The 18,793-nt window shown below is 56.5% G+C and carries 16 protein-coding genes; 9 read left to right on the top strand and 7 right to left on the bottom strand.

The window, feature by feature from the left end:
* Nucleotides 1-11: 11 nt before the first annotated feature.
* The 6 genes from ABLV78_RS11270 to ABLV78_RS11295 all read right to left on the bottom strand — a co-directional run bounded on the left by ABLV78_RS11270 (nt 12) and on the right by ABLV78_RS11295 (nt 6,716).
* Entirely contained in the window at nt 12-686 is a 675-nt protein-coding gene (locus tag ABLV78_RS11270) for an O-methyltransferase (RefSeq protein ID WP_072251519.1), read from the bottom strand.
* Complete coding sequence (locus ABLV78_RS11275; RefSeq protein WP_047048856.1) at nt 687-2,066, bottom strand: efflux transporter outer membrane subunit; 1,380 nt, start codon at nt 2,064-2,066, stop codon at nt 687-689.
* Entirely contained in the window at nt 2,063-3,148 is a 1,086-nt protein-coding gene (locus ABLV78_RS11280; RefSeq protein ID WP_047048854.1) for an HlyD family secretion protein, read from the bottom strand. Before ABLV78_RS11280 ends, ABLV78_RS11275 begins: the two co-directional genes overlap by 4 nt.
* Nucleotides 3,149-3,175: 27 nt before the next feature.
* Complete coding sequence (locus tag ABLV78_RS11285; RefSeq protein WP_059355880.1) at nt 3,176-4,828, bottom strand: MFS transporter; 1,653 nt, start codon at nt 4,826-4,828, stop codon at nt 3,176-3,178.
* On the bottom strand, nt 4,828-5,259 hold the full coding sequence (locus ABLV78_RS11290) for a MarR family winged helix-turn-helix transcriptional regulator (RefSeq protein WP_045382685.1): 432 nt from the start codon (nt 5,257-5,259) through the stop codon (nt 4,828-4,830). Before ABLV78_RS11290 ends, ABLV78_RS11285 begins: the two co-directional genes overlap by 1 nt.
* 182 nt (nt 5,260-5,441) lie before the next feature.
* Nucleotides 5,442-6,716, bottom strand: a complete 1,275-nt coding sequence (locus tag ABLV78_RS11295) for a Glu/Leu/Phe/Val family dehydrogenase (RefSeq protein WP_015366353.1) — start codon at nt 6,714-6,716, stop codon at nt 5,442-5,444.
* Nucleotides 6,717-7,247: 531 nt separating this feature from the next.
* Between ABLV78_RS11295 and ABLV78_RS11300 the strand changes: the two genes are divergently transcribed.
* The 7 genes from ABLV78_RS11300 (at nt 7,248) to ABLV78_RS11330 (ending at nt 15,669) form a co-directional block, all read left to right on the top strand.
* A complete protein-coding gene (locus ABLV78_RS11300) occupies nt 7,248-8,453 on the top strand; it encodes a bifunctional succinylornithine transaminase/acetylornithine transaminase (RefSeq protein WP_047048848.1) in 1,206 nt (401 codons plus the stop codon).
* An 18-nt stretch (nt 8,454-8,471) separates the two neighbouring features.
* Nucleotides 8,472-9,494 carry an arginine N-succinyltransferase gene (gene astA, locus ABLV78_RS11305; protein WP_165430698.1) on the top strand — a complete coding sequence of 341 codons (1,023 nt, stop codon included), beginning with the start codon at nt 8,472-8,474 and terminating at the stop codon, nt 9,492-9,494.
* Nucleotides 9,485-10,951, top strand: a complete 1,467-nt coding sequence (gene astD, locus ABLV78_RS11310) for a succinylglutamate-semialdehyde dehydrogenase (protein ID WP_047048843.1) — start codon at nt 9,485-9,487, stop codon at nt 10,949-10,951. Before astA ends, astD begins: the two co-directional genes overlap by 10 nt.
* Nucleotides 10,952-10,973: 22 nt before the next feature.
* Nucleotides 10,974-12,314, top strand: a complete 1,341-nt coding sequence (astB, locus tag ABLV78_RS11315) for an N-succinylarginine dihydrolase (RefSeq protein ID WP_047048840.1) — start codon at nt 10,974-10,976, stop codon at nt 12,312-12,314.
* A 10-nt stretch (nt 12,315-12,324) separates the two neighbouring features.
* A complete protein-coding gene (astE, locus tag ABLV78_RS11320) occupies nt 12,325-13,320 on the top strand; it encodes a succinylglutamate desuccinylase (RefSeq protein WP_047048837.1) in 996 nt (331 codons plus the stop codon).
* Between the two features lie 10 nt (nt 13,321-13,330).
* Nucleotides 13,331-14,767: an amino acid permease gene (locus tag ABLV78_RS11325; protein WP_047048834.1), complete on the top strand. Its 1,437-nt coding sequence runs from the start codon at nt 13,331-13,333 to the stop codon at nt 14,765-14,767.
* 110 nt (nt 14,768-14,877) lie between these two features.
* A complete protein-coding gene (locus ABLV78_RS11330; RefSeq protein WP_047048832.1) occupies nt 14,878-15,669 on the top strand; it encodes a YdcF family protein in 792 nt (263 codons plus the stop codon).
* Between the two features lie 41 nt (nt 15,670-15,710).
* Here the strand turns inward: ABLV78_RS11330 and gap are convergent, their stop codons facing one another.
* A complete protein-coding gene (gene gap, locus ABLV78_RS11335) occupies nt 15,711-16,709 on the bottom strand; it encodes a type I glyceraldehyde-3-phosphate dehydrogenase (protein ID WP_047048829.1) in 999 nt (332 codons plus the stop codon).
* A gap of 498 nt (nt 16,710-17,207) precedes the next feature.
* Here gap and ABLV78_RS11340 point away from each other — a divergent pair, with 498 nt between their 5' ends.
* Both ABLV78_RS11340 and cybB read left to right on the top strand, forming a co-directional pair.
* Nucleotides 17,208-18,110: an endonuclease/exonuclease/phosphatase family protein gene (locus ABLV78_RS11340; protein ID WP_052766971.1), complete on the top strand. Its 903-nt coding sequence runs from the start codon at nt 17,208-17,210 to the stop codon at nt 18,108-18,110.
* Nucleotides 18,111-18,251: 141 nt separating this feature from the next.
* The gene (cybB, locus tag ABLV78_RS11345; RefSeq protein WP_047048825.1) at nt 18,252-18,779 is read left to right on the top strand and encodes a cytochrome b561; all 528 of its coding nucleotides are present in this window, start codon (nt 18,252-18,254) and stop codon (nt 18,777-18,779) included.
* Nucleotides 18,780-18,793: the final 14 nt, after the last annotated feature.

Raw genomic sequence — 18,793 nt, forward strand, 5'->3', positions numbered from 1 at the left:
GGTGCCCACGTTTAAGCGTTTACCCACGCCAGAGTAAAGCCGTCCCAGCCTTTATTACCCACGGTCTGCAGCGCCGTTGCCGTCAACCGTGGCTCGGCGCCCATCATCTCAATGAACTGACGCACGCCCTGAACGCGCTCGTCGGCGCTCTGTGAGTTGACCACTTCGCCGTCGCGTACCACGTTATCGCCAATAATTAAGGTTCCTGGGCGGGAATAACGTAGCGCCCAGCGCAGATAATGGGGATTATTCGGCTTATCGGCATCGATGAAGATCAGGTCGAAAGCGGGACATTCGCCAAGCGCCTCCAGGGACTGTAGCGCCGGTCCCTCCCGCAGCGTGACCAGATGGTCAACCCCCGCCAACTGCAGATTCTCCCGCGCTATCTGGGCATGATGCGCGTCGGCCTCCAGCGTGAGTAGTTGGCCGTCGGCAGGAAGCTCGCGCGCCATCCAGATGGTGCTATAGCCGCCGAGAGTGCCGATCTCCAGTATTCGCTTAGCTTGGGTAAGCCGTACCAGCAGGGCGAGAAACTGACCCTGATTGGCGGCGACATCGTGTGCCGGCAACCCGGAACGATGGTTGTTTTCGAGTACCCGATCGAGCACAGCATCGCCGGGAATTAAGGCCTCAATCAAATAATTGTCTACTGCCGACCACTGTTGTTGCATATGACGCTTCCCCATTCAGCTCCCTGATGAGTCAGACCAGCCGCCTCCCAGCGCCCGGTACAAATCAATCTGCGCCAGCAGAAGATTATTTTTCACCTGCACCACGCTTAATTGAGTGGAGAACAACGTTCTTTGCGCATCCAACACGTCCAGATAAGAAGAGTAGCCGTTACGATAGCGGTTCTGCGCGATACGCAACGTCTCTGCGGCGACCGATTCCTGCTCCTGGAGCTCGGTTAGCTGTTCCCCGTAGCGGCTGATGGCATCCAGGCTATCGTTCACCTCTTTGAACGCGCCGCGTACCGTTTTCTCATACCCGTACAGCGCCTGATTGCGCTGGGCCATCGAGACATCAACCTGCGCATTTAGCGCCTGGCGGTTGAGTAACGGCGTCAGAATGCTGCCGCCGATGCTCCAGAGCCGCAGCGGATTATCGAGCAGATCCGGCAGCGTCCGGTCCTGCAGGCTGCCGGTGGCGGTCAGGTTAATCGATGGCAGCAACTGCGCCTGCGACGAGGCAAGGGTGGCATCGGCGGCCACCAGCTGTCGTTGAGCCTGTACAATGTCAGGACGGCGGCTCATTAGCGATGATGGCAGCTGCGAGGGTAGCCGTAGTGGGGTAAGTTGCGCGAATTCATTGCGTTTCACCGCACCGGGATTGTCGCCCAACAGCACGCTCAGGGCGTTCTCCTGCTGGGCAATTTGATGTTGCAACGGCGGGATCTGCGCCCGCGTGGAGCGTAGCTCTGAATCCGCCTGCATGAGCTCCAGGCGCGAGGTATAGCCGGTTTCATACTGGCGTTTAGCCAGATTCCACGCATCTTCTCGCGATTTCAGCGTTTGGCGGGTGACCCGCAACTGCTCGTCTAATGACAACAAGGTGACGTAGCCGACGGCGACCGATGTCGCCACGGTCAGATTAGCCGCTGCGGCAGCGGCTTTCTGCGCTTCAAGGCTGGCCTCGGCGGCGCTGGCGGCGCTGCGGTTGGCTCCCCATATATCGACGTCATAGCTGGCGGTCAGGCCCCCTTTGTACAGCGTGCTGTGAATGGGCAGGCCAGTCGCGGCGGACTGTGCGCGAGCGCGGGTACCGGTCAGGCTGGCATCAAGCGAGGGGAATAAGCTGCTATTAGCAGCGTAGGCTCGCGCCTGATACTCGTTAACCCGCTCACGGGCGATCAGGACGTCGCTGTTGTAGCGCAACGCCCGATCGACATACTGATTAAGGGCGCTGTCGTGGAAATTACGCCACCACACTCCTTCTACCGGGCTGGATGGACCCACATCGGCCCGCCAGGCAGCCGGGATCGCCAGCGTGGGATCCGCGCGTGGTACATCGGCAGACTGACAACCGACCAGCGCCAGCGCCACGGCAAGAGTTAACGGGCGGATCATTGTTTATTCTCCGCGCGGGTATCAATCGTCACCTGCACCGACATACCCGGACGCAGACGATAGCTGTTTTTCTGCCCCTCATCGACCGCGATACGGACAGGAATTCGCTGGGCGATTTTGACAAAGTTGCCGGTTGCGTTATCCGGCGAGATCGCGCTGAATTCGACGCCGGTTGCTGGCGAAATACTTTGTACCTTGCCGTGGAAGGTTTCGCTATTCAGCGCATCGACCGAGAAGGTAACCGGCTGGCCGACGCGCACCTCGGCGAGCTGCGTCTCTTTCAGGTTGGCGATAACCCAGTGCTGAGGCGGTACCAGCGAGGTCAAATGCGTACCGGCGCTGACATAAGCGCCGAGGCGTACGGAGATTTGCCCCAGTTGCCCGGTCGTCGGGGCGATAATCCGCGTATTTTGCAGGTCGATTTCGGCAAGCTCGAGCGCTGCTTTGGCGCTGGCTACATCGGCCTCCAGCGAATCGCGATTGACGATAGTGGACTGCAGATCCTGGCGCGACATCTCCAGCGTGGCTTTCGCCTGTTCGATATCGGCAGCGCCTTGAGCCGCGCTGGCCCGCGCGGAATCGCGTTCGCGAATGGATAACGACCCATCCGCGGTAAGCTCCTGGACGCGTTTTAAATCGGCCTGAGTTTTCTGATTCTGCGCGCGGGCGTTTTGCAAGGCGGCCTCGTTTTTGGCGATCGTCGCTTCGGCGCTTTTCCGCTGCTGCTGGTTGTTTTTCAGCGCCGCCTGTTTCATCGCCAACGTCGCCTGCGCCTGGTGTACCCGCTGCTTATAGATGCGATCGTCAATCTGGAACAGTACCTGTCCCGGCTGAACGGTATCAAAATCTTTGACGTTCACCGCGGTGATATACCCGTTAACCTGTGGGCTGATAAACGTCGTCTGACCGCGCACATAAGCGTTATCGGTGAACTGACTATGCCGGGTGAAAGGGGGCAACTGCCAGGCGTAAAGAATAACCAATACACCGACGATGCCGATCGCCGCGGCGGTAAAAATAGACACCACGCGGATGTTGTTTCGGGTATTGGCCTGTTGCCTGGCCGCGTCCTGCTGACTCATAACCACTCCAGAGTAAAAATTATCTTATTATTTGTTGCCGGTTGCGCGTTTTAACGCGATACGGGCGGTGATTCGCAATCTGATTAAGCGCCAGAAAATCCACACCAGCGTTGCGGCAGAGATCGCCGCCGTCAGGAGATAAGTGTCATTGTAGGCGAGAATATTGGCCTGTAGCGTCGAGGCGTTTTGCAGCAACGTGGTAGCCTGCACGTTCAATAGCGTGCTGTCGCCAATTTGGCTTTGATACATCTGGCTGTACTGCTGCAGTCGCTCGGCGATCAACGGGTTCAGCGTGGTTATCTGATCGGCCAACTGGCTGGAATGAAATTTTTCGCGCCAGGTCTGAAAGGTACCGAGGATAGCTGAACCGAGAAGACCGCCGATATTTTGGCTCATGCCAAACAGTACCGAGAAGCTGACCAGATTGCGCTGGTCGGCAATCACCCCGCCAATTCCCGCCAGCATGGCCGGCGCGAGGAAGAAGGCGCTGCCGAAACCAAGTAAAAACTGGCTGAACATTAACTGTTCCGGACGGGTCAGGGCAGTGGACTGACTATCAAGCAACGAGGCAATCATGATCAACGCCAGCGCGGTCGCGGTGGGCCAGTAAAGGCGCTGCGGGTTAAGCGTCAGACAACTGGCGACGATACCGCAGACGATACCGGCGAAAATCGACCACGCCAGGTTAGTCATCTGCTCGTTTTGCAAGCCGACGTACTGCAGCCAGCCGATGACCCCGGTATTCTGTTCCGCCAGTACGATACGAATCAGCAGCATAATCAGCCCCAGGCGAATGATACTGCCGCTGGAAAGCCATTTGGTGTTAAGCAGCGGATTCGTTCGATTATGTTCAAAAGCGATAGCCGAAACGATCAGCACCACCGCCCCCGCCAGCGACCAGCCAAGCCACGGCGCCTCAAACCACCAGTCCAGACGGCCCAGCGACAGCACCGCGCAGACCAAAGCCATGCCGGGAGCCAGCAGGAAGAAGGTAATAAAATCCTTCTTCTCAAACACTTTTTTGCGATCGCTGGGCGGCAGTTTGAGCGCGATGACGCAGGCGAGCGACACCAGCGCCAGCCCGAGCTCAAAGAAATAGAGCCCGCGCCATTCGTCAATCTGCAGCAGTTCAGTCGAAAACAGACGCGCCAGTGGGATTGCCAGCGACGATCCGGTGATCCCAATGGTCAACGCCTTCAGACGGTGGCGCGCCGGCCAGGCCTGTACCTGATAGTAAATCCCCAGAGAACTCAGCGCCGCTGCCACCATGCCGTGCGCCGCGCGAACCATCATTGCCGAGCTGAGGTCGTTGACGAACAGGTGGAAGAAAGTGACCAGTACATACAGTACCAGGAAGCCTTCAGTAAAGGCGCGCAGGCCAAACTGCTGGCGAAATTTCACCAGCAGCAGGTTGATAGAAACGTTAGTCATCACGTAGACCGCCGGCAGCCACGCAATTTCCGTCGACCAGGCGGCAAAAGTGCCCTGCAGCAGCTGCAGGTTGGCGGTAACGACGGCATTACCCAGCGCGCCGGTCAGACACACCAACAGCCCGACGATGCCGTAAGCGACGCGTTTCGGCGTACTGTGGATTGGCGTCGACGGCGAACCGAGCATCGCCGGCTTTTCATGCGGTGCCCAGTCGTGGGGCACATAAGGATTAGCTTCGCGACGAGGCATTATTTCTTTTCCACCTCGTGCAGCAGCTTTTCCAGTACCCGGTGGGTTTGCTCACGCTCTTCCGCAGTGATGGCGGTGAGGATCTCCTCGCGCAGGTCGTCGGCGACCGCTTTCACCTGATGGAAAAGCGCCATCCCTTTTGCAGTGGCGACCAGCAGACGCTTACGTTTATCGCTGTCAGGCTTAACGCGCTCCACCAGTTCAAGTTCGACCAGGCGGTTAATGAGCGGGACGATGGTGGCGCTTTCAACACCGAGCTCCTGCGCCAGTTCGCTTTGCGAGAGGGGCTGCTCGTTGCGGGCAATGGCTGAGACCGCCACCCATGACGCCTGGCTCATGCCAAGATTTTTCAACCGCCGGTTAACCGCCAGCCGCCAGTGATGCGCGGTTAAGTATAAGAGATGGGAAAAGTTAAGCTGTCGGTTATCCATGTTCCGCCTGCAAATTCATTAGAGCTCTAATGATTTTAGGCGCGGCGATTTACCGATTTCAAGTCACGAAGATAAAAATAGGTTAACGCAATGTGCGTTTTTTGTGGAAAAGGCCGGCTGACACGTGGAAAAAAATAAAAAACCCGGGCGAGCCCGGGTTGAACATCTGGATTACCAGGACATTAGCCCGGATAGATGCCGCGATCTTTACGCGCCAGCAGGATGCGCTCACAGGCGACGATATAGGCCGCGGTACGCAGAGAACAGGCTTTCTCGGCGGCTTTATCGCAGACATGAACGATAGCATCGGTCATGATGCGGTCCATTTTGGCGTTGATCTCTTCTTCGCTCCAGAAGAAGCTCGCCATATCCTGAACCCATTCGAAGTAGCTGACGGTCACGCCGCCGGCGTTACAGATAACGTCCGGAACCACGATCACTCCGCGGTCGGCGAGCACGTCGTCGGCGTCCGGATAGGTCGGGCCGTTGGCGCCTTCGAGGATCAGCTTACAGCTGATTTTTTCCGCGCGCTCACGGGTGATTTGGCCTTCCAGCGCTGCCGGGATCAGGATATCCATCTCGGTGGTCCAGAAATCTTCTTTAGCGATTTCACGCGCGCCCGGGAAGCCGGCGATCTTCTTGTTCTCGGCCTGCCATGCGGTCAGCGCCTGCATGTCGATGCCGCCTTCGTTGAACAGGGTCGCGGTGTGATCCTGGATCACGACAATACGCGCGCCAACGTCGGCGAACAGACGAGCGGCTTCGCTGCCGACGTTACCAAAACCTTGCAGCGCGACTTTCGCGCCTTCGATTTCGATACCGTTACGACGAGCCACTTCACGACCGGTGACGAAGACGCCGCGGCCGGTAGCTTTTTCACGCCCCAGCGAACCGCCGAGATGAATCGGCTTACCGGTAACCACGCCGGTGATAGTGGTGCCGTGGTTCATGGAGTAGGTGTCCATCATCCACGCCATCACTTTACCGTTGGTGCCTACGTCCGGCGCCGGAATATCTTTCTGTGGTCCAATGATAATGCCGATTTCGCTGGTATAGCGACGGGTCAGACGTTCCAGCTCGCCTTCAGACAGTGAGAACGGGTCGACGCGGATGCCGCCTTTGGCTCCGCCGTAAGGAATATTGACCGCGGCGCACTTGATGGTCATCCAGGCAGAAAGCGCCATTACCTCGTTAAGATCGACATCCGGATGGTAGCGAACACCACCTTTACCCGGTCCACGCGATAGATTGTGCTGTACGCGATAGCCTTCGAAATGGCGGATGGTGCCATCATCCATCTGCACTGGAATATCAACGATCAGCGCGCGTTTCGGGTGGCGCAGGGTTTCCACCCAGTAGGCGAGGTCGCCCAGATACGGCGCGACGCGGTCGATCTGGCGCAGGTAAGTGGTCCATGGAGATGTACTACTTTCAGATGCGTAAGATAACTTTTCCATAAGAGTCCTGTATCTCAATGTTATTTGTGTCGTGTAAAACCGTGGAATAGGTACAGCAGTAAAATCTGTGTGATGAATGTTATCACCAATTTTATAAACCAGTATTTGACGGCTATTCCGAATTTTACATTTTTGTTAGTTTTTTGGGGTTGCATTTGAATAAATAAGCACACTCTGACGCCTGTATGTCATGCATCAATATGCATATTTTATGCAGATAAGTGAATACTGAAATAATTTTTTCATATTTTTCATTATCTTGATGATCCTCTAAAAGTGAATAAAATGATTCGTGGTTGTATTGACTTTGTTGCGCGTCAGGGCCCAGCATTAGCTCACGCAATACACAAGGTATTAACCGTGAATTAACATATACCCATACAAATAAAATGGCTTATTTCAGTTGTGGTGAAAATATTTGTCATCGCAGCGGGACGTGTGCGCCCTGAAAACGGCTAAAGGGAAATTGTTAAATTCGACTATTCACGATTGGCCAATTTATGCCGCCGATCCTCGTTCCGGAGAATTGTTATGTCAGGCAGTATCACTCGCGAAGATTTTGATGCTTATATGGTTCCGTGTTTCGCTCCCGCGCCGTTTATCCCGGTGAAAGCAGCGGGCTCCCGCGTCTGGGACCAGCGGGGCAAAGAGTACATTGACGTGGCTGGCGGCATTGCGGTTAACGCGCTGGGTCATGCGAATCCGGCGCTGGCTAACGCGTTGAAAGCGCAGCTGGATAAGCTGTGGCATATCGGCAACGGCTATACCAACGAACCGGTGCTGCAGCTGGCGAAAACGCTGGTGGAGTCGACCTTCGCCGATAAAATTTTCTTCTGTAACTCCGGCGCTGAAGCCAACGAAGCCGCGCTGAAGCTGGCGCGCAAGTATGCGCACGACAAATTCGGCGCCGACAAGAGCGAAATCATCGCCTTCAAGAACTCTTTCCATGGGCGCACTCTGTTTACCGTCACCGTGGGAGGACAGCCGAAGTATTCCAGCGACTATGCGCCATTACCGCAGGACATCACCCATCTGCCGTATAACGACATCGACGCGGTGAAAGCGGCGTTCTCTTCCCGCACCTGCGCGGTCATCGTCGAACCGATTATCGGCGAAGGCGGCGTCATGCCGGCGGATCCGCAATTCCTGCAGGCGCTGCGCGAGCTGTGCGATGAGCATGAAGCAACGCTGATTTTTGATGAAGTGCAGACCGGCGCCGGGCGTACGGGCCAACTGTATGCTTACCAGCATTACAACGTGGTTCCGGATATTCTCACCAGCGCGAAAGGGCTGGGCGGCGGCTTCCCAATTGGCGCGATGCTGGCGAAAGAGGCCTGGGCGCAGGTGTTCCAGCCCGGTACTCACGGCACGACTTTCGGCGGCAACCCGCTGGCGGCGACCGTCGCTAATAGCGTGCTGGCGCAAATGGATAGCGCGCTGCTGGCGGGCGTGGGCGAACGCCATACCCTTATCGTCGATAAACTCAATGCGCTGAACGCCAAATATGATGTCTTTAGCGCCGTGCGTGGGATGGGGCTGCTGATTGGCGCCGAACTGGCAAGCCATCTGCGCGGCAAAGCCAAAGCGCTGACCAATCTGGCGGCGGAAGAGGGGCTGATCGCGCTGATAGCCGGGCCGGACGTACTGCGTTTCGCCCCGGCGCTCAATATTCCCCTGGCGGATATTGATGAAGCCTTCGTGCGCCTTGAGCGCGCCGTCGCCCGCTTAACCAGCTAATCCGGGAGACGGCCTATGATGTTATTTCGTCCCGTACGGGAAAACGACCTTGATGATATTGTCCGCCTGGCCTCCCGGGCGGGCGTGGGAATGACATCGCTGCCCAATGATGCCGTGCGCCTCGCCGCACGGATCAAACGCAGCGTAGAAACCTTTGCCGGCAAGCTGACGCGCGGCGAACAGGGGTTTCTGTTTGTTCTGGAAGATACCGAACTGAGCCGGGTTGTCGGCGTCAGCGCCATTGAGGTCGCGGTGGGGCTCGACGAACCGTTCTACAATTTTCGTATTCAAAAGACGGTACGGGCATCTAAAGAGCTTGGGGTATACAAGCATCAGGAATTGCTCAATTTAAGCTACGACCATACCGGCCATAGCGAACTCTGTACCCTGTTTCTGGACCCGGAGTACCAGAAGAACCGCAACGGCCTGCTGCTCTCCAAAGCGCGGTTTGTCTTTATTGCCGCGTTCCGCGAGTGGTTTTCGCCTCATCTGTTTGCCGAGCTGCGCGGGCGCAGCGACGAGCAGGGTAATTCGCCATTCTGGGATGCGTTGGGGCACCACTTTTTCGACATTCCTTTCGCCGATGCCGATCGCCTCACCGGTACAGGGATGAAAACCTTTATCGCCGAACTGATGCCAGCTTACCCGATTTACATCTCGCTGCTGCCGGATGATGCCCGCGAGGTGATAGGCCAGGTTCATGCTAACACCGCGCCGGCGCGGGCTATTCTCGAAAAAGAAGGGTTTAGCTGGCGCGGGTCCGTCGACATCTTCGATGCCGGCCCGGTACTGGAAGCTGAAACCGATAATATTCGCGCTATCAGAGAGAGCTATTCGCTGCCGGCGCTGCAACTCATGACGCCGCAGGCGACGCCAACCATCGTCGCCAACGGACAGTTTGATAATTTCCGCGCGGTGCTCATCGCGCAAGAGACGCCGGGAGCGCTCGATCAGCAGGTGCTGGACGCCCTGCAGGTCAATGCCACCGACCGGGTTCACGCGGTGACACTCAATCCAGAGGAAAACAGATCATGGCGGTAAATGCACAGTTTATAGCAGGTAAGTGGCAGCAGGGCGCAGGCGCGCCGTTAACTAAGCTGGCGCCGGAAGACCAGTCCGTTTTATGGCAGGCGCAAAGTGCGGGCGCGGCCGACGTGCAGGCCGCCTGCGCCGCCGCGCGCGAGGCGTTTTATGGCTGGTCGCATCGAACATTAAGCGAACGCATTGCCGTGGTTCAGCGTTTCGCGGCGCTGCTGGAAGAGAATAAAGAGGCGCTGGCGACGTTAATTTCCCGTGAAACCAGCAAGCCGCTGTGGGAAACCCGCACTGAAGTACAGGCGATGATCGGCAAAGCCGGGATTTCCATTGATGCCTACGCCGAACGCACCGGTTATCGCGAGTCCGCTATGCCGGATGGCAAAGCGCTGCTGCGCCATAAGCCGCACGGCGTGATGGCGGTGTTTGGCCCTTACAACTTCCCGGGGCATCTGCCGAACGGCCATATTATCCCGGCGCTGATCGCCGGTAACACGGTGGTATTTAAACCGAGCGAATTGACGCCGGCGACCGCGGAACTCACCGTTCAGCTATGGCAGCAGGCTGGGATCCCGGATGGGGTGCTGAATCTGGTGCAGGGGGCGAAAGATACCGGCCAGGCGCTGCTGGAAAATCGCGATATCGACGGCGTGCTGTTTACCGGTAGCGCCGCCGCTGGCTTCCACTTCCACCGTTACCTCGGCGGTCAGCCGGAGAAAATGTTGGCGCTTGAAATGGGCGGCAATAATTCGCTGATCGTGGCCGACGTTACCGATAGCGTTGCGGCGCTGAACGTGATTATTCAATCGGCCTTTATCTCCGCCGGGCAGCGCTGCACCTGCGCGCGTCGTTTACTGGTACCGCGCGGCGAACAGGGCGATGCGCTAGTCGAACAACTGATTGATGCCAGCCGGCAGATCCGCGCCGGTAAATGGGACGCCGAACCGCAGCCGTTTATGGGCGGGGTGATTTCGCAAAGCGCGGCGCAGGGCATGCTGGCGGCGCAGGCGAAGCTGGAAGCGCTGGGCGGCAAAGTGCTGCTGCGCATGAGCCAGCCGGACCCTCACTCTACCGTGTTAACGCCGGGGATTATCGACGTTACCGGGAATACGGTACCGGATGAAGAGTACTTCGGCCCGCTGCTTACCGTGATTCGATACGACCGGTTCGATGAGGCGATCGCGATTGCCAATAACACCCGCTACGGTCTGGCGGTCGGGCTTATTTCCGCCGACCCGGCGCTGTTCGACAAGCTGGCCGACGAAGCGCGCGCCGGGATCGTTAACTGGAACAAACCGCTCACCGGGGCCTCCAGCAAAGCGCCATTCGGCGGTGTCGGCGCCTCCGGCAACCATCGCGCCTCGGCGTGGTATGCCGCCGATTATTGCGCCTGGCCGATGGCTTCTCTGGTCAGCGAAACGCTGACGCTTCCGGCGACGACGTCGCCAGGTCTGCCATTCTGATAACCGTTTTTGTGAGGACACTATGTCTGGATTTGAAGCGAATTTTGACGGCCTGGTGGGGCCAACGCACCACTACGCCGGGTTGTCGGTAGGCAACGAAGCGTCACAAAACAACCGTGACGGTTTATCTAACCCGAAGAAGGCGGCGCTGCAGGGACTTTATAAGATGAAGACCCTGGCCGATCGTGGCTTTGTACAGGGCATTCTGCCGCCGCAGCCGCGGCCAAATATGACGATGCTGCGCAGCATTGGTTTTCAGGGCAGCGATGAGCAGGTGATCCAGCGTGCGGCTAAAGAGGCCCCGCAGCTATTGTCGGCCTTTAGCTCCGCTTCCTCGATGTGGACCGCCAACGCCGCCACCGTGTCGCCGTCGGCCGATAGCGCTGATAGAAAAGTGCATTTTACGGTGGCGAACCTCAACAATAAGCTGCACCGCATGCAGGAAGCGCCGATCACCTCGGCCATCCTCAGGGCGACCTTCGCCGATGAGCGCTACTTTGCGCATCACGCGGCACTGCCGCAGCATGGCGATTTAGGTGATGAAGGGGCCGCTAACCATAACCGTTTCTGCGGGGATTATGACCGCCAGGGCGTGCAGTTTTTTGTTTACGGTAAGCGCGCCAGCGGCGGTGTTACGCCAGCAAAATACCCCGCACGCCAGACGCTGGAGGCCAGCGAAGCGGTGGCGCGTCTGCATCAGCTCGACCCGCAGTACACCGTATTCGCTCAGCAAAATCCGCAGGCTATCGACCATGGCGTATTCCACAATGATGTTATCGCCGTCAGCAACCGTCACGTACTGTTCCATCATCAACACGCCTTCCTGCAACAGCAGCAGGTGCTGGCGACGCTGAAGGAGAGAAACGCCAGTCTGAATATTCCATTTACCAGCGTTGAAGTGCCGGACGAGCAGGTTAGCCTCGATGACGCGGTGGCCTCTTATCTGTTCAACAGCCAGTTACTGAGCAAAACCGATGGCAAAATGCTGATCGTGGTGCCGGAAGAGTGTCGTCAGCGTGAAAACGTCTGGCGTTATCTCTCCGCTCTCGCCGCCGATAGCGCATCGCCTATCGATGAAGTGGCGGCATTCGATCTACGTGAAAGCATGCGCAACGGCGGCGGCCCGGCCTGTTTACGTCTGCGGGTGGTGCTTAACGATGCCGAGCGCGCGGCGGTCAACGCTCACAGTCTGATGAATGACGAACGCTACCGGCAGCTGACCGCGTGGGTTGAAAAGCATTATCGCGACCGCCTGCATGCCAGCGATCTCGCCGACCCGCAGCTACTGCGCGAGGTTTATCAGGCGCTGGACGAGCTGACGCAGATTTTACATCTGGGCGCGATTTATGACTTCCAGCGATAAGGGGCCGGGAATGGAACAAAACGTCAACGATTTACTGCATTGTAAACTGCAGACATGGACCTTTCCGCCGACTATCGAAGCCAGTTGGTTAGGCGATGGCATTCTGCAACTGCTGCCAAAAACGCCCTGGCGACAGGCGACGGTGCTTTCCGCCGGGGTGCACGGTAACGAAACCGCGCCGATTGAAATGTTGCTGCAGATCCTGCAGGGGTTAAGCCATGGCGAACAGCCGCTGACCCACGCGCTACTGGTGGTGTTCGGCAATCTGCCCGCCATTCTCGCCGGCCGTCGCTATCTGCATAACGATCTCAACCGGCTGTTTGGCGGTCGCCATCTGGCGGCGATGCCCGGTAACGAATCGCGGCGCGCTTTTGAACTGGAGATGGCCGTACAGGCCTTCTTCCGTAGCGCCGATGTCCACGGCAAGGTGCCGCGCACGCATCTCGATCTGCATACCGCCATTCGCGGGTCGAAATATCGGCAGTTTGCGCTGCTGCCCGCTCATGATGGCGACTACAGCGCGGATTTTTATCAGCTGTTACAGGCCAGCGGTATGGACGCCATCGTGCGCCATACCGAACCGGGCGGCACCTTTACCCACTTCACCAGCGAGAAGTTCGGCGCGCAAAGCGCCACGCTGGAACTGGGGAAGGTGATGCCATTCGGTGAAAATGATCTGCGCTTGTTTGCCGCCACCGAACTGGCCATCGGTGCGCTGATCGCCGATGGCATCATGCCGCCGCGCAGCAAAGCGCCGGTCGAATACTTTGTGGTGCAGCAGAGCATCATCAAGAGCGAGAACGGTTTCACCCTTAATCTCGACCCGAAAATTGAAAACTTTACCGCGCTGCCGGCAGGCTATGAAATCGCCCGTCAAGCGCAGAAAACCTGGGTGGTCAATGCCGACGCCCCCTACATCCTGTTTCCGAATGCGGGCGTCGCCGCCGGTCAACGCGCCGGGCTGCTGTTGACCGCTACCGCGCCAAGCCTTTCCATGCCTGCTTGAAGGAATCAACATGACTGAACATCAACGTGAGGGGCAGGTTCATCCTGCCGCCGACGGGGAGTGCCCGTCGCAGCTCAAACGCGGCCTTGGCGCCCGGCACATTCAGATGATTGCGCTGGGCGGCGCTATCGGCACCGGACTGTTTATGGGGGCGGGCAGAAACATCGCCGTCGCCGGAACGTCCATTCTGCTTATTTATCTACTGGTAGGTTTCTTTACCTATATGGTGATGCGGGCGATGGGGGAGCTGTTGCTGACCCGCCTGGATTATCGTTCGTTTGCGGATTTCGTCGGCGATTATCTCGGCCCGCAGGCCAGCTTCTATCTGGGCTGGACCTACTGGCTTAGCTGGGTGGTGACCTGTATTGCCGACGTGGTGGTTTGCGGCAGCTATATGCAGTACTGGTTCCCGGAGATGTCGGCGTGGATGCCCGCGCTGAGTACGCTTGGGATCCTGTTCTTGTTTAATCTGTTGTCGGTAAAGATGTTCGGCGAGGCCGAGTTCTGGTTTGCGCTGATTAAAGTTATCACCATCATCGCGCTGATTTTGACCGGCGCGTGGATGATTGCTATTGGCTGGACTTCGCCGGATGGCGTGAAGGCTTCTTTAGGCCATATTACCGACCCGACGGCCTTTATGCCCCACGGCGTGACCGGTTTCTTCGCCGGTTTTCAGATAGCGATTTTCTCCTTCACCGGTATTGAGCTGCTCGGCACCATGACGGCGGAAACGCGCGATCCTGAGCGCATCCTGCCGAAGGCGATTAACGCGCTGCCGCTGCGCATCATTATTTTCTATCTGCTGTCGATGGTGGTCATTATTGCCGTGGCTTCATGGCCTGGCGTCTCGCCGGATGCCAGTCCGTTCGTGACCCTGTTCGCCAAGGCCGGGCTGCCTGCCGCCGCCGCGGTAATTAACTTTGTCGCCCTAACGTCGGCCATGTCATCGGCGAACAGCGGCGTTTACTCCAGTACCCGCATGCTCTACGGCCTGTCGGTAGAAAAACATGCGCACTGGCAGTTCCGTATTCTGTCGCGTAATACCCGTATTCCGGTACGTAGCCTGCTGTTCTCCTGCTTCTGCATGCTAAGCGGCACGTTACTGCTGTTCCTGGTGCCAAACGTGATGACGTTATTTACCATTGTGTCGACGCTGGCGGCGATCATGGTGGTTTTCAGCTGGGGTATGATCCTCGTGGCATATCTGGTGTATCGTCATAAACGCCCGGACCTGCACGCGCAGTCGAAATTCAAAATGCCGGCGGGAGTGGTGATGTGCTGGCTGAGCCTGCTGTTTTTCGCCTTCTCGATCTTCATTATGATTTTCGACCCGGATACGCTGCTGGCGCTGATGGCCTCGCCGGTGTGGTTTATCGCGCTATGGTGCTTCTGGAAAGTGAAACAGAAGCGCGAAGGGCAACTGGCTTTGGATAATGTCAGCGCCTGATGATACCCGGCAGCTTAAGCGTGGCTGCCGGATTTTCCTTTTCGCCTTAGCGCGGTTTATGATGTCGCCCGGCACTCCATCGTTGGACCAGGACAAAAGAAGGAAAGGGTATGACAGAGCATTTCCCGGCGCTTTCGCTCGAGACGTTAGCGGCGGCCAATCAGATTGGCGCCTGGTTGGCGCAGGATGATTTACCGCAGGAGTCACAGCCGAAAATTGTCGTGCTGGCCGGCAATGCGGTGATCCCGACGATTGATGCCGCCTGTCACCTGGCGGCGCAGGCGCAGGTCCCGTTGCTGATAAGCGGCGGTATTGGTCATTCGACGACCTTTTTATATGACGCTGTACGAAAGCATCCGCACTATCAGGCGCTGCAGGTAGAGGGGCGTCCGGAATCACATATCCTGGCGGATATCGCCGAACGTTTCTGGCAAATACCGCGCGATCGCATTGTGGTGGAAGACCGTTCAACCAACTGCGGCGAAAACGCGTGGTTTACCCGCCGGTTACTGGAAGAGCGTGGGCTGGATCATGCGTCTGGCGTGGTGATTCAGGATCCGACAATGCAGCGTCGGACGATGGCGACGTTTGCCCGCGTCTGGCAGGATGCTCCGGCGCCGCCGCACTGGTGGAGCTACCCCGGTTGTTCGCCGCGGCTCGAAAATAGCGCTACTGGCCTGAGATTCAGCGGAGATGATAGTGGACTGTGGCCGGTGGGGCGTTATCTGGAACTGCTGCTTGGCGAGCTGCCGCGTTTGCTGGATAACCCGCAGGGTTATGGCCCCAACGGTAAAGATTTTATTGCCCATGTCGATTTCCCACGCGATGTTAGCGCGGCGTGGCAATGCTTGCATGCAGATACGCTATTGAGCCAGGCGCTGAACGCCAGAACGCTGGGGTAGGGAGAAAGGCGGATAGCCGCAGCTATCCGCAGATTCTGGGATTACTTCGCGAATTTATCCAGCACGCGGACAAGCTGGGTGACAAAACCGTACTCGTTATCGTACCAGGCCACGGTTTTCACTAGCTGTACGCCGCCGGCCTCTACGATCTCCAGCTGGGTCGCATCATAGATTGAGCCGAAATGGCTGCCGATAATGTCGGAGGAGACAATTTCTTCTTCGGTGTAGCCAAAAGACTCGTTGTTCGCCGCCGCATTTTTCATGGCCTGATTAACCTCTTCCGCGGTGACTTTCTTCGCCAGCACGGACACAAGCTCAGTGACTGAGCCGGTTTTAGTCGGCACGCGCTGGGCGTGACCTTTCAGTTTCCCACTGAGTTCCGGGATCACCAGACCGATGGCTTTTGCCGCGCCGGTGGTGTGGGGTATAACGTTCTCCGCCGCCGCTCGCGAGGCGCGCAGGTCTTTGCCACGGGGTCCGTCGACCAGCGATTGCGTACCGGTATAAGCGTGAATAGTGGTCATGGTGCCCACGGTAATGCCGAAAGCATCGTTCAGCACTTTGGCCATTGGCGCCAGACAGTTAGTGGTGCAGGATGCAACCGAAATAATGGTGTCATCCGGGCTCATGGTGTCGTCATTGACGTGATAAACGATGGTTTTCATCTCGCCGGCAGGGGCGGAAATCAGCACTTTCTTCGCGCCGGCGGTCAGGTGCGCCTGCGATTTTTCAGCCGACGTATAGAAGCCGGTACATTCAACAATCACCTCTGCGCCCGCGGCTTTCCACGGAATATGCTGGGCCTCTTTTTCCGCATAAACGGTAATTTTCCTACCATCAACGATTAGCGCATCTTCTGTAAAATCAACGCTCCATGGGAAAGGGCCGTAGTTAGAGTCATGTTTAAGCAGATAGGCTAAGACTTTCGGCGAGGTGAGATCGTTGATGGCTACGACCTCTAGCGGGCTATTTACTTCCAACAGACGACGAAGTACTAAGCGTCCAATACGACCAAATCCATTAATACCAAGTTTACTCATGGGTACTCTCCTGGTGGTGAAGTTGATACATTAAAACTATCTTCAGATAGAGTGGGGAAGGATATATCTCTTCCTTTCATTGACTTAGCTATTCACCGCGGTGTTCCAATGGCTAAGTTATCTACCTTAAGCGTCTTCGGTCACTGTCACGTGGAGCGAGATGGTGCGAAGGAAGTATAACCCTGCCTGCTTCATCATGCGGCGTTAAATGGTAAACATTACCTACATGTCGTTACGGTATTTAGGCAGGCGTCCATCCTGCATGCAGGCGTATGTGGTTGAATAATGAACATATGGCGAGAGGGTAGCGCTGACGCGGTCTGAGGCGAGTTATCCACAAACTATGCGATCTGATACTGACCCGTTTTGTGGATAACCTAAATGTTTCGGGATACTTAATTCACTATGCGTTATAAGTTTGCGCCATACATCACGATAATCAATGTCTTCACTCGGTACCCTAATATAAGAATACTTAAATAGGGGAATAACATACCAATGAAAAAGAGCATTGCACTGACGATGGTGGCGCTGGCGTGTCTGTCGGCTAACGTTCTGGCGGCTGAGAAACTTGCGGGTAATGAAATACTTGCAGTACAAAAAGGCGGGGTGCCAGATAAAGTCTATACCCAAAATCAGCCGAAATTGCGCATAGCAACCTATAATATCGGCAAGAATGAAGCTTCTGATAATGTGGCCGATTTTACAGCACTTAATTCAGCGATTAAAAAAATTAACGCTGACATTATCGCGGTTCCGGAAGTGGACAACAAAACCCAGCGCAGCCAGAAAATCGATCAGCTTAAGACGATTGCCGATGCCAACAACATGCATTATGCCTTTGGTAAAGCGTTAGATTTCGATGGCGGAGAGTACGGTCTGGGGCTGCTGTCAAAATACAAAATCCTGCATTCGCAGGTGGTGAAGCTGCCATCAGGCAATGCGGAACAGCGTGTGGCGCTGCTGGCGCAGGTCGACGTACCTGGCTTTGATTCCGCGCCGATTATCATGGTGACTCATCTTGACTGGCAAAAAGACCCCACCATGCGTACCGAGCAGGCTCGCTATCTGCTCGATTTGAGTATTGGCGATGCGGCGTCTGATTTTAAAGATATCGCCTCCTCAATTAAGATCCTGGCCGGCGATTTTAATTCAACCCGTGAAGAACAGCCGGTGAAAGAGATCGGTTATTTCTTTAACGAAGTGTCGAAGCAGGGGACGGATACGCGTAGCTGGCCTGCCGTTAACCCGGCCATTGATATCGACCACATTTTCACCTTCAAAGGGCAAAAGTGGGATGTGAAGAAGCTGGAGATCCCGCATAATTCGCCGGAATTTAACTGGTCAGCGGCCAGCGACCATCTGCCGGTCATTGCAGAACTGCAGCTCACCGAGCAGTAACATTGCCCAGGGCTCTTTGCAAAAGAGCCCTATGATCTTCAATTCGCGCCAACGCTGTTGTTTAATCCTCGGTAAAGGTTAATGAAAATTTAAGGGAAGGCGGTTATGTTAACAACATCACACTTCCATTAAGGTTTATTCATGCGCGATAAATATTCTGGCCTGCAGATAGGAATACACTGGCTGGTCTTTTTACTGGTTGCCGTCGCCTACGCGGCGATGGAACTGCGCGGCTTCTTCCCACGCAGCGACCGCCCGGTAATCAACATGATCCACGTTTCCTGCGGCATTTCCATTTTTGTCCTGATGGTCGTACGGCTTCTGGTGCGCCTGAAGTCTCCAGCGCCGCCGATTGTTCCTAAACCCTCGCCGATGATGACCGGTTTCGCCCATCTTGGCCATCTGGTGATATACCTGCTGTTTATCGCGCTACCGGCGATTGGCATGGTAATGATGTATTACCGCGGTAACCCGTGGTTTGCTTTCGGCCTGACGATGCCCTTTGCGGCGCAAAGCAACTTCGCTTTGGTCAACACCCTGAAGGAACTGCACGGCGTACTGGCGAATATCGGCTATTTCGTCATTGGCCTGCACGCGCTGGCGGCGCTGCTGCATCACTATTTATGGAAAGATAATACGCTGCTGCGCATGATGCCGCGCAAGCGCTGAGTTCCCCGCTTATC

It is taken from the genome of Klebsiella sp. CN_Kp075 (genome assembly GCF_040065055.2).
Lineage (GTDB): Bacteria > Pseudomonadota > Gammaproteobacteria > Enterobacterales > Enterobacteriaceae > Klebsiella > Klebsiella aerogenes.

What these genes read in the sequence shown, in the direction of transcription:
- ABLV78_RS11270 (WP_072251519.1), bottom strand. Translation starts at nt 686, where the DNA reads ATGGGGAAGCGTCATATGCAACAACAGTGGTCGGCAGTAGACAATTAT.
- ABLV78_RS11275 (WP_047048856.1), bottom strand. Translation starts at nt 2,066, where the DNA reads ATGATCCGCCCGTTAACTCTTGCCGTGGCGCTGGCGCTGGTCGGTTGT.
- ABLV78_RS11280 (WP_047048854.1), bottom strand. Translation starts at nt 3,148, where the DNA reads ATGAGTCAGCAGGACGCGGCCAGGCAACAGGCCAATACCCGAAACAAC.
- ABLV78_RS11285 (WP_059355880.1), bottom strand. Translation starts at nt 4,828, where the DNA reads ATGCCTCGTCGCGAAGCTAATCCTTATGTGCCCCACGACTGGGCACCG.
- ABLV78_RS11290 (WP_045382685.1), bottom strand. Translation starts at nt 5,259, where the DNA reads ATGGATAACCGACAGCTTAACTTTTCCCATCTCTTATACTTAACCGCG.
- ABLV78_RS11295 (WP_015366353.1), bottom strand. Translation starts at nt 6,716, where the DNA reads ATGGAAAAGTTATCTTACGCATCTGAAAGTAGTACATCTCCATGGACC.
- ABLV78_RS11300 (WP_047048848.1), top strand. Translation starts at nt 7,248, where the DNA reads ATGTCAGGCAGTATCACTCGCGAAGATTTTGATGCTTATATGGTTCCG.
- astA (WP_165430698.1), top strand. Translation starts at nt 8,472, where the DNA reads ATGTTATTTCGTCCCGTACGGGAAAACGACCTTGATGATATTGTCCGC.
- astD (WP_047048843.1), top strand. Translation starts at nt 9,485, where the DNA reads ATGGCGGTAAATGCACAGTTTATAGCAGGTAAGTGGCAGCAGGGCGCA.
- astB (WP_047048840.1), top strand. Translation starts at nt 10,974, where the DNA reads ATGTCTGGATTTGAAGCGAATTTTGACGGCCTGGTGGGGCCAACGCAC.
- astE (WP_047048837.1), top strand. Translation starts at nt 12,325, where the DNA reads ATGGAACAAAACGTCAACGATTTACTGCATTGTAAACTGCAGACATGG.
- ABLV78_RS11325 (WP_047048834.1), top strand. Translation starts at nt 13,331, where the DNA reads ATGACTGAACATCAACGTGAGGGGCAGGTTCATCCTGCCGCCGACGGG.
- ABLV78_RS11330 (WP_047048832.1), top strand. Translation starts at nt 14,878, where the DNA reads ATGACAGAGCATTTCCCGGCGCTTTCGCTCGAGACGTTAGCGGCGGCC.
- gap (WP_047048829.1), bottom strand. Translation starts at nt 16,709, where the DNA reads ATGAGTAAACTTGGTATTAATGGATTTGGTCGTATTGGACGCTTAGTA.
- ABLV78_RS11340 (WP_052766971.1), top strand. Translation starts at nt 17,208, where the DNA reads ATGAAAAAGAGCATTGCACTGACGATGGTGGCGCTGGCGTGTCTGTCG.
- cybB (WP_047048825.1), top strand. Translation starts at nt 18,252, where the DNA reads ATGCGCGATAAATATTCTGGCCTGCAGATAGGAATACACTGGCTGGTC.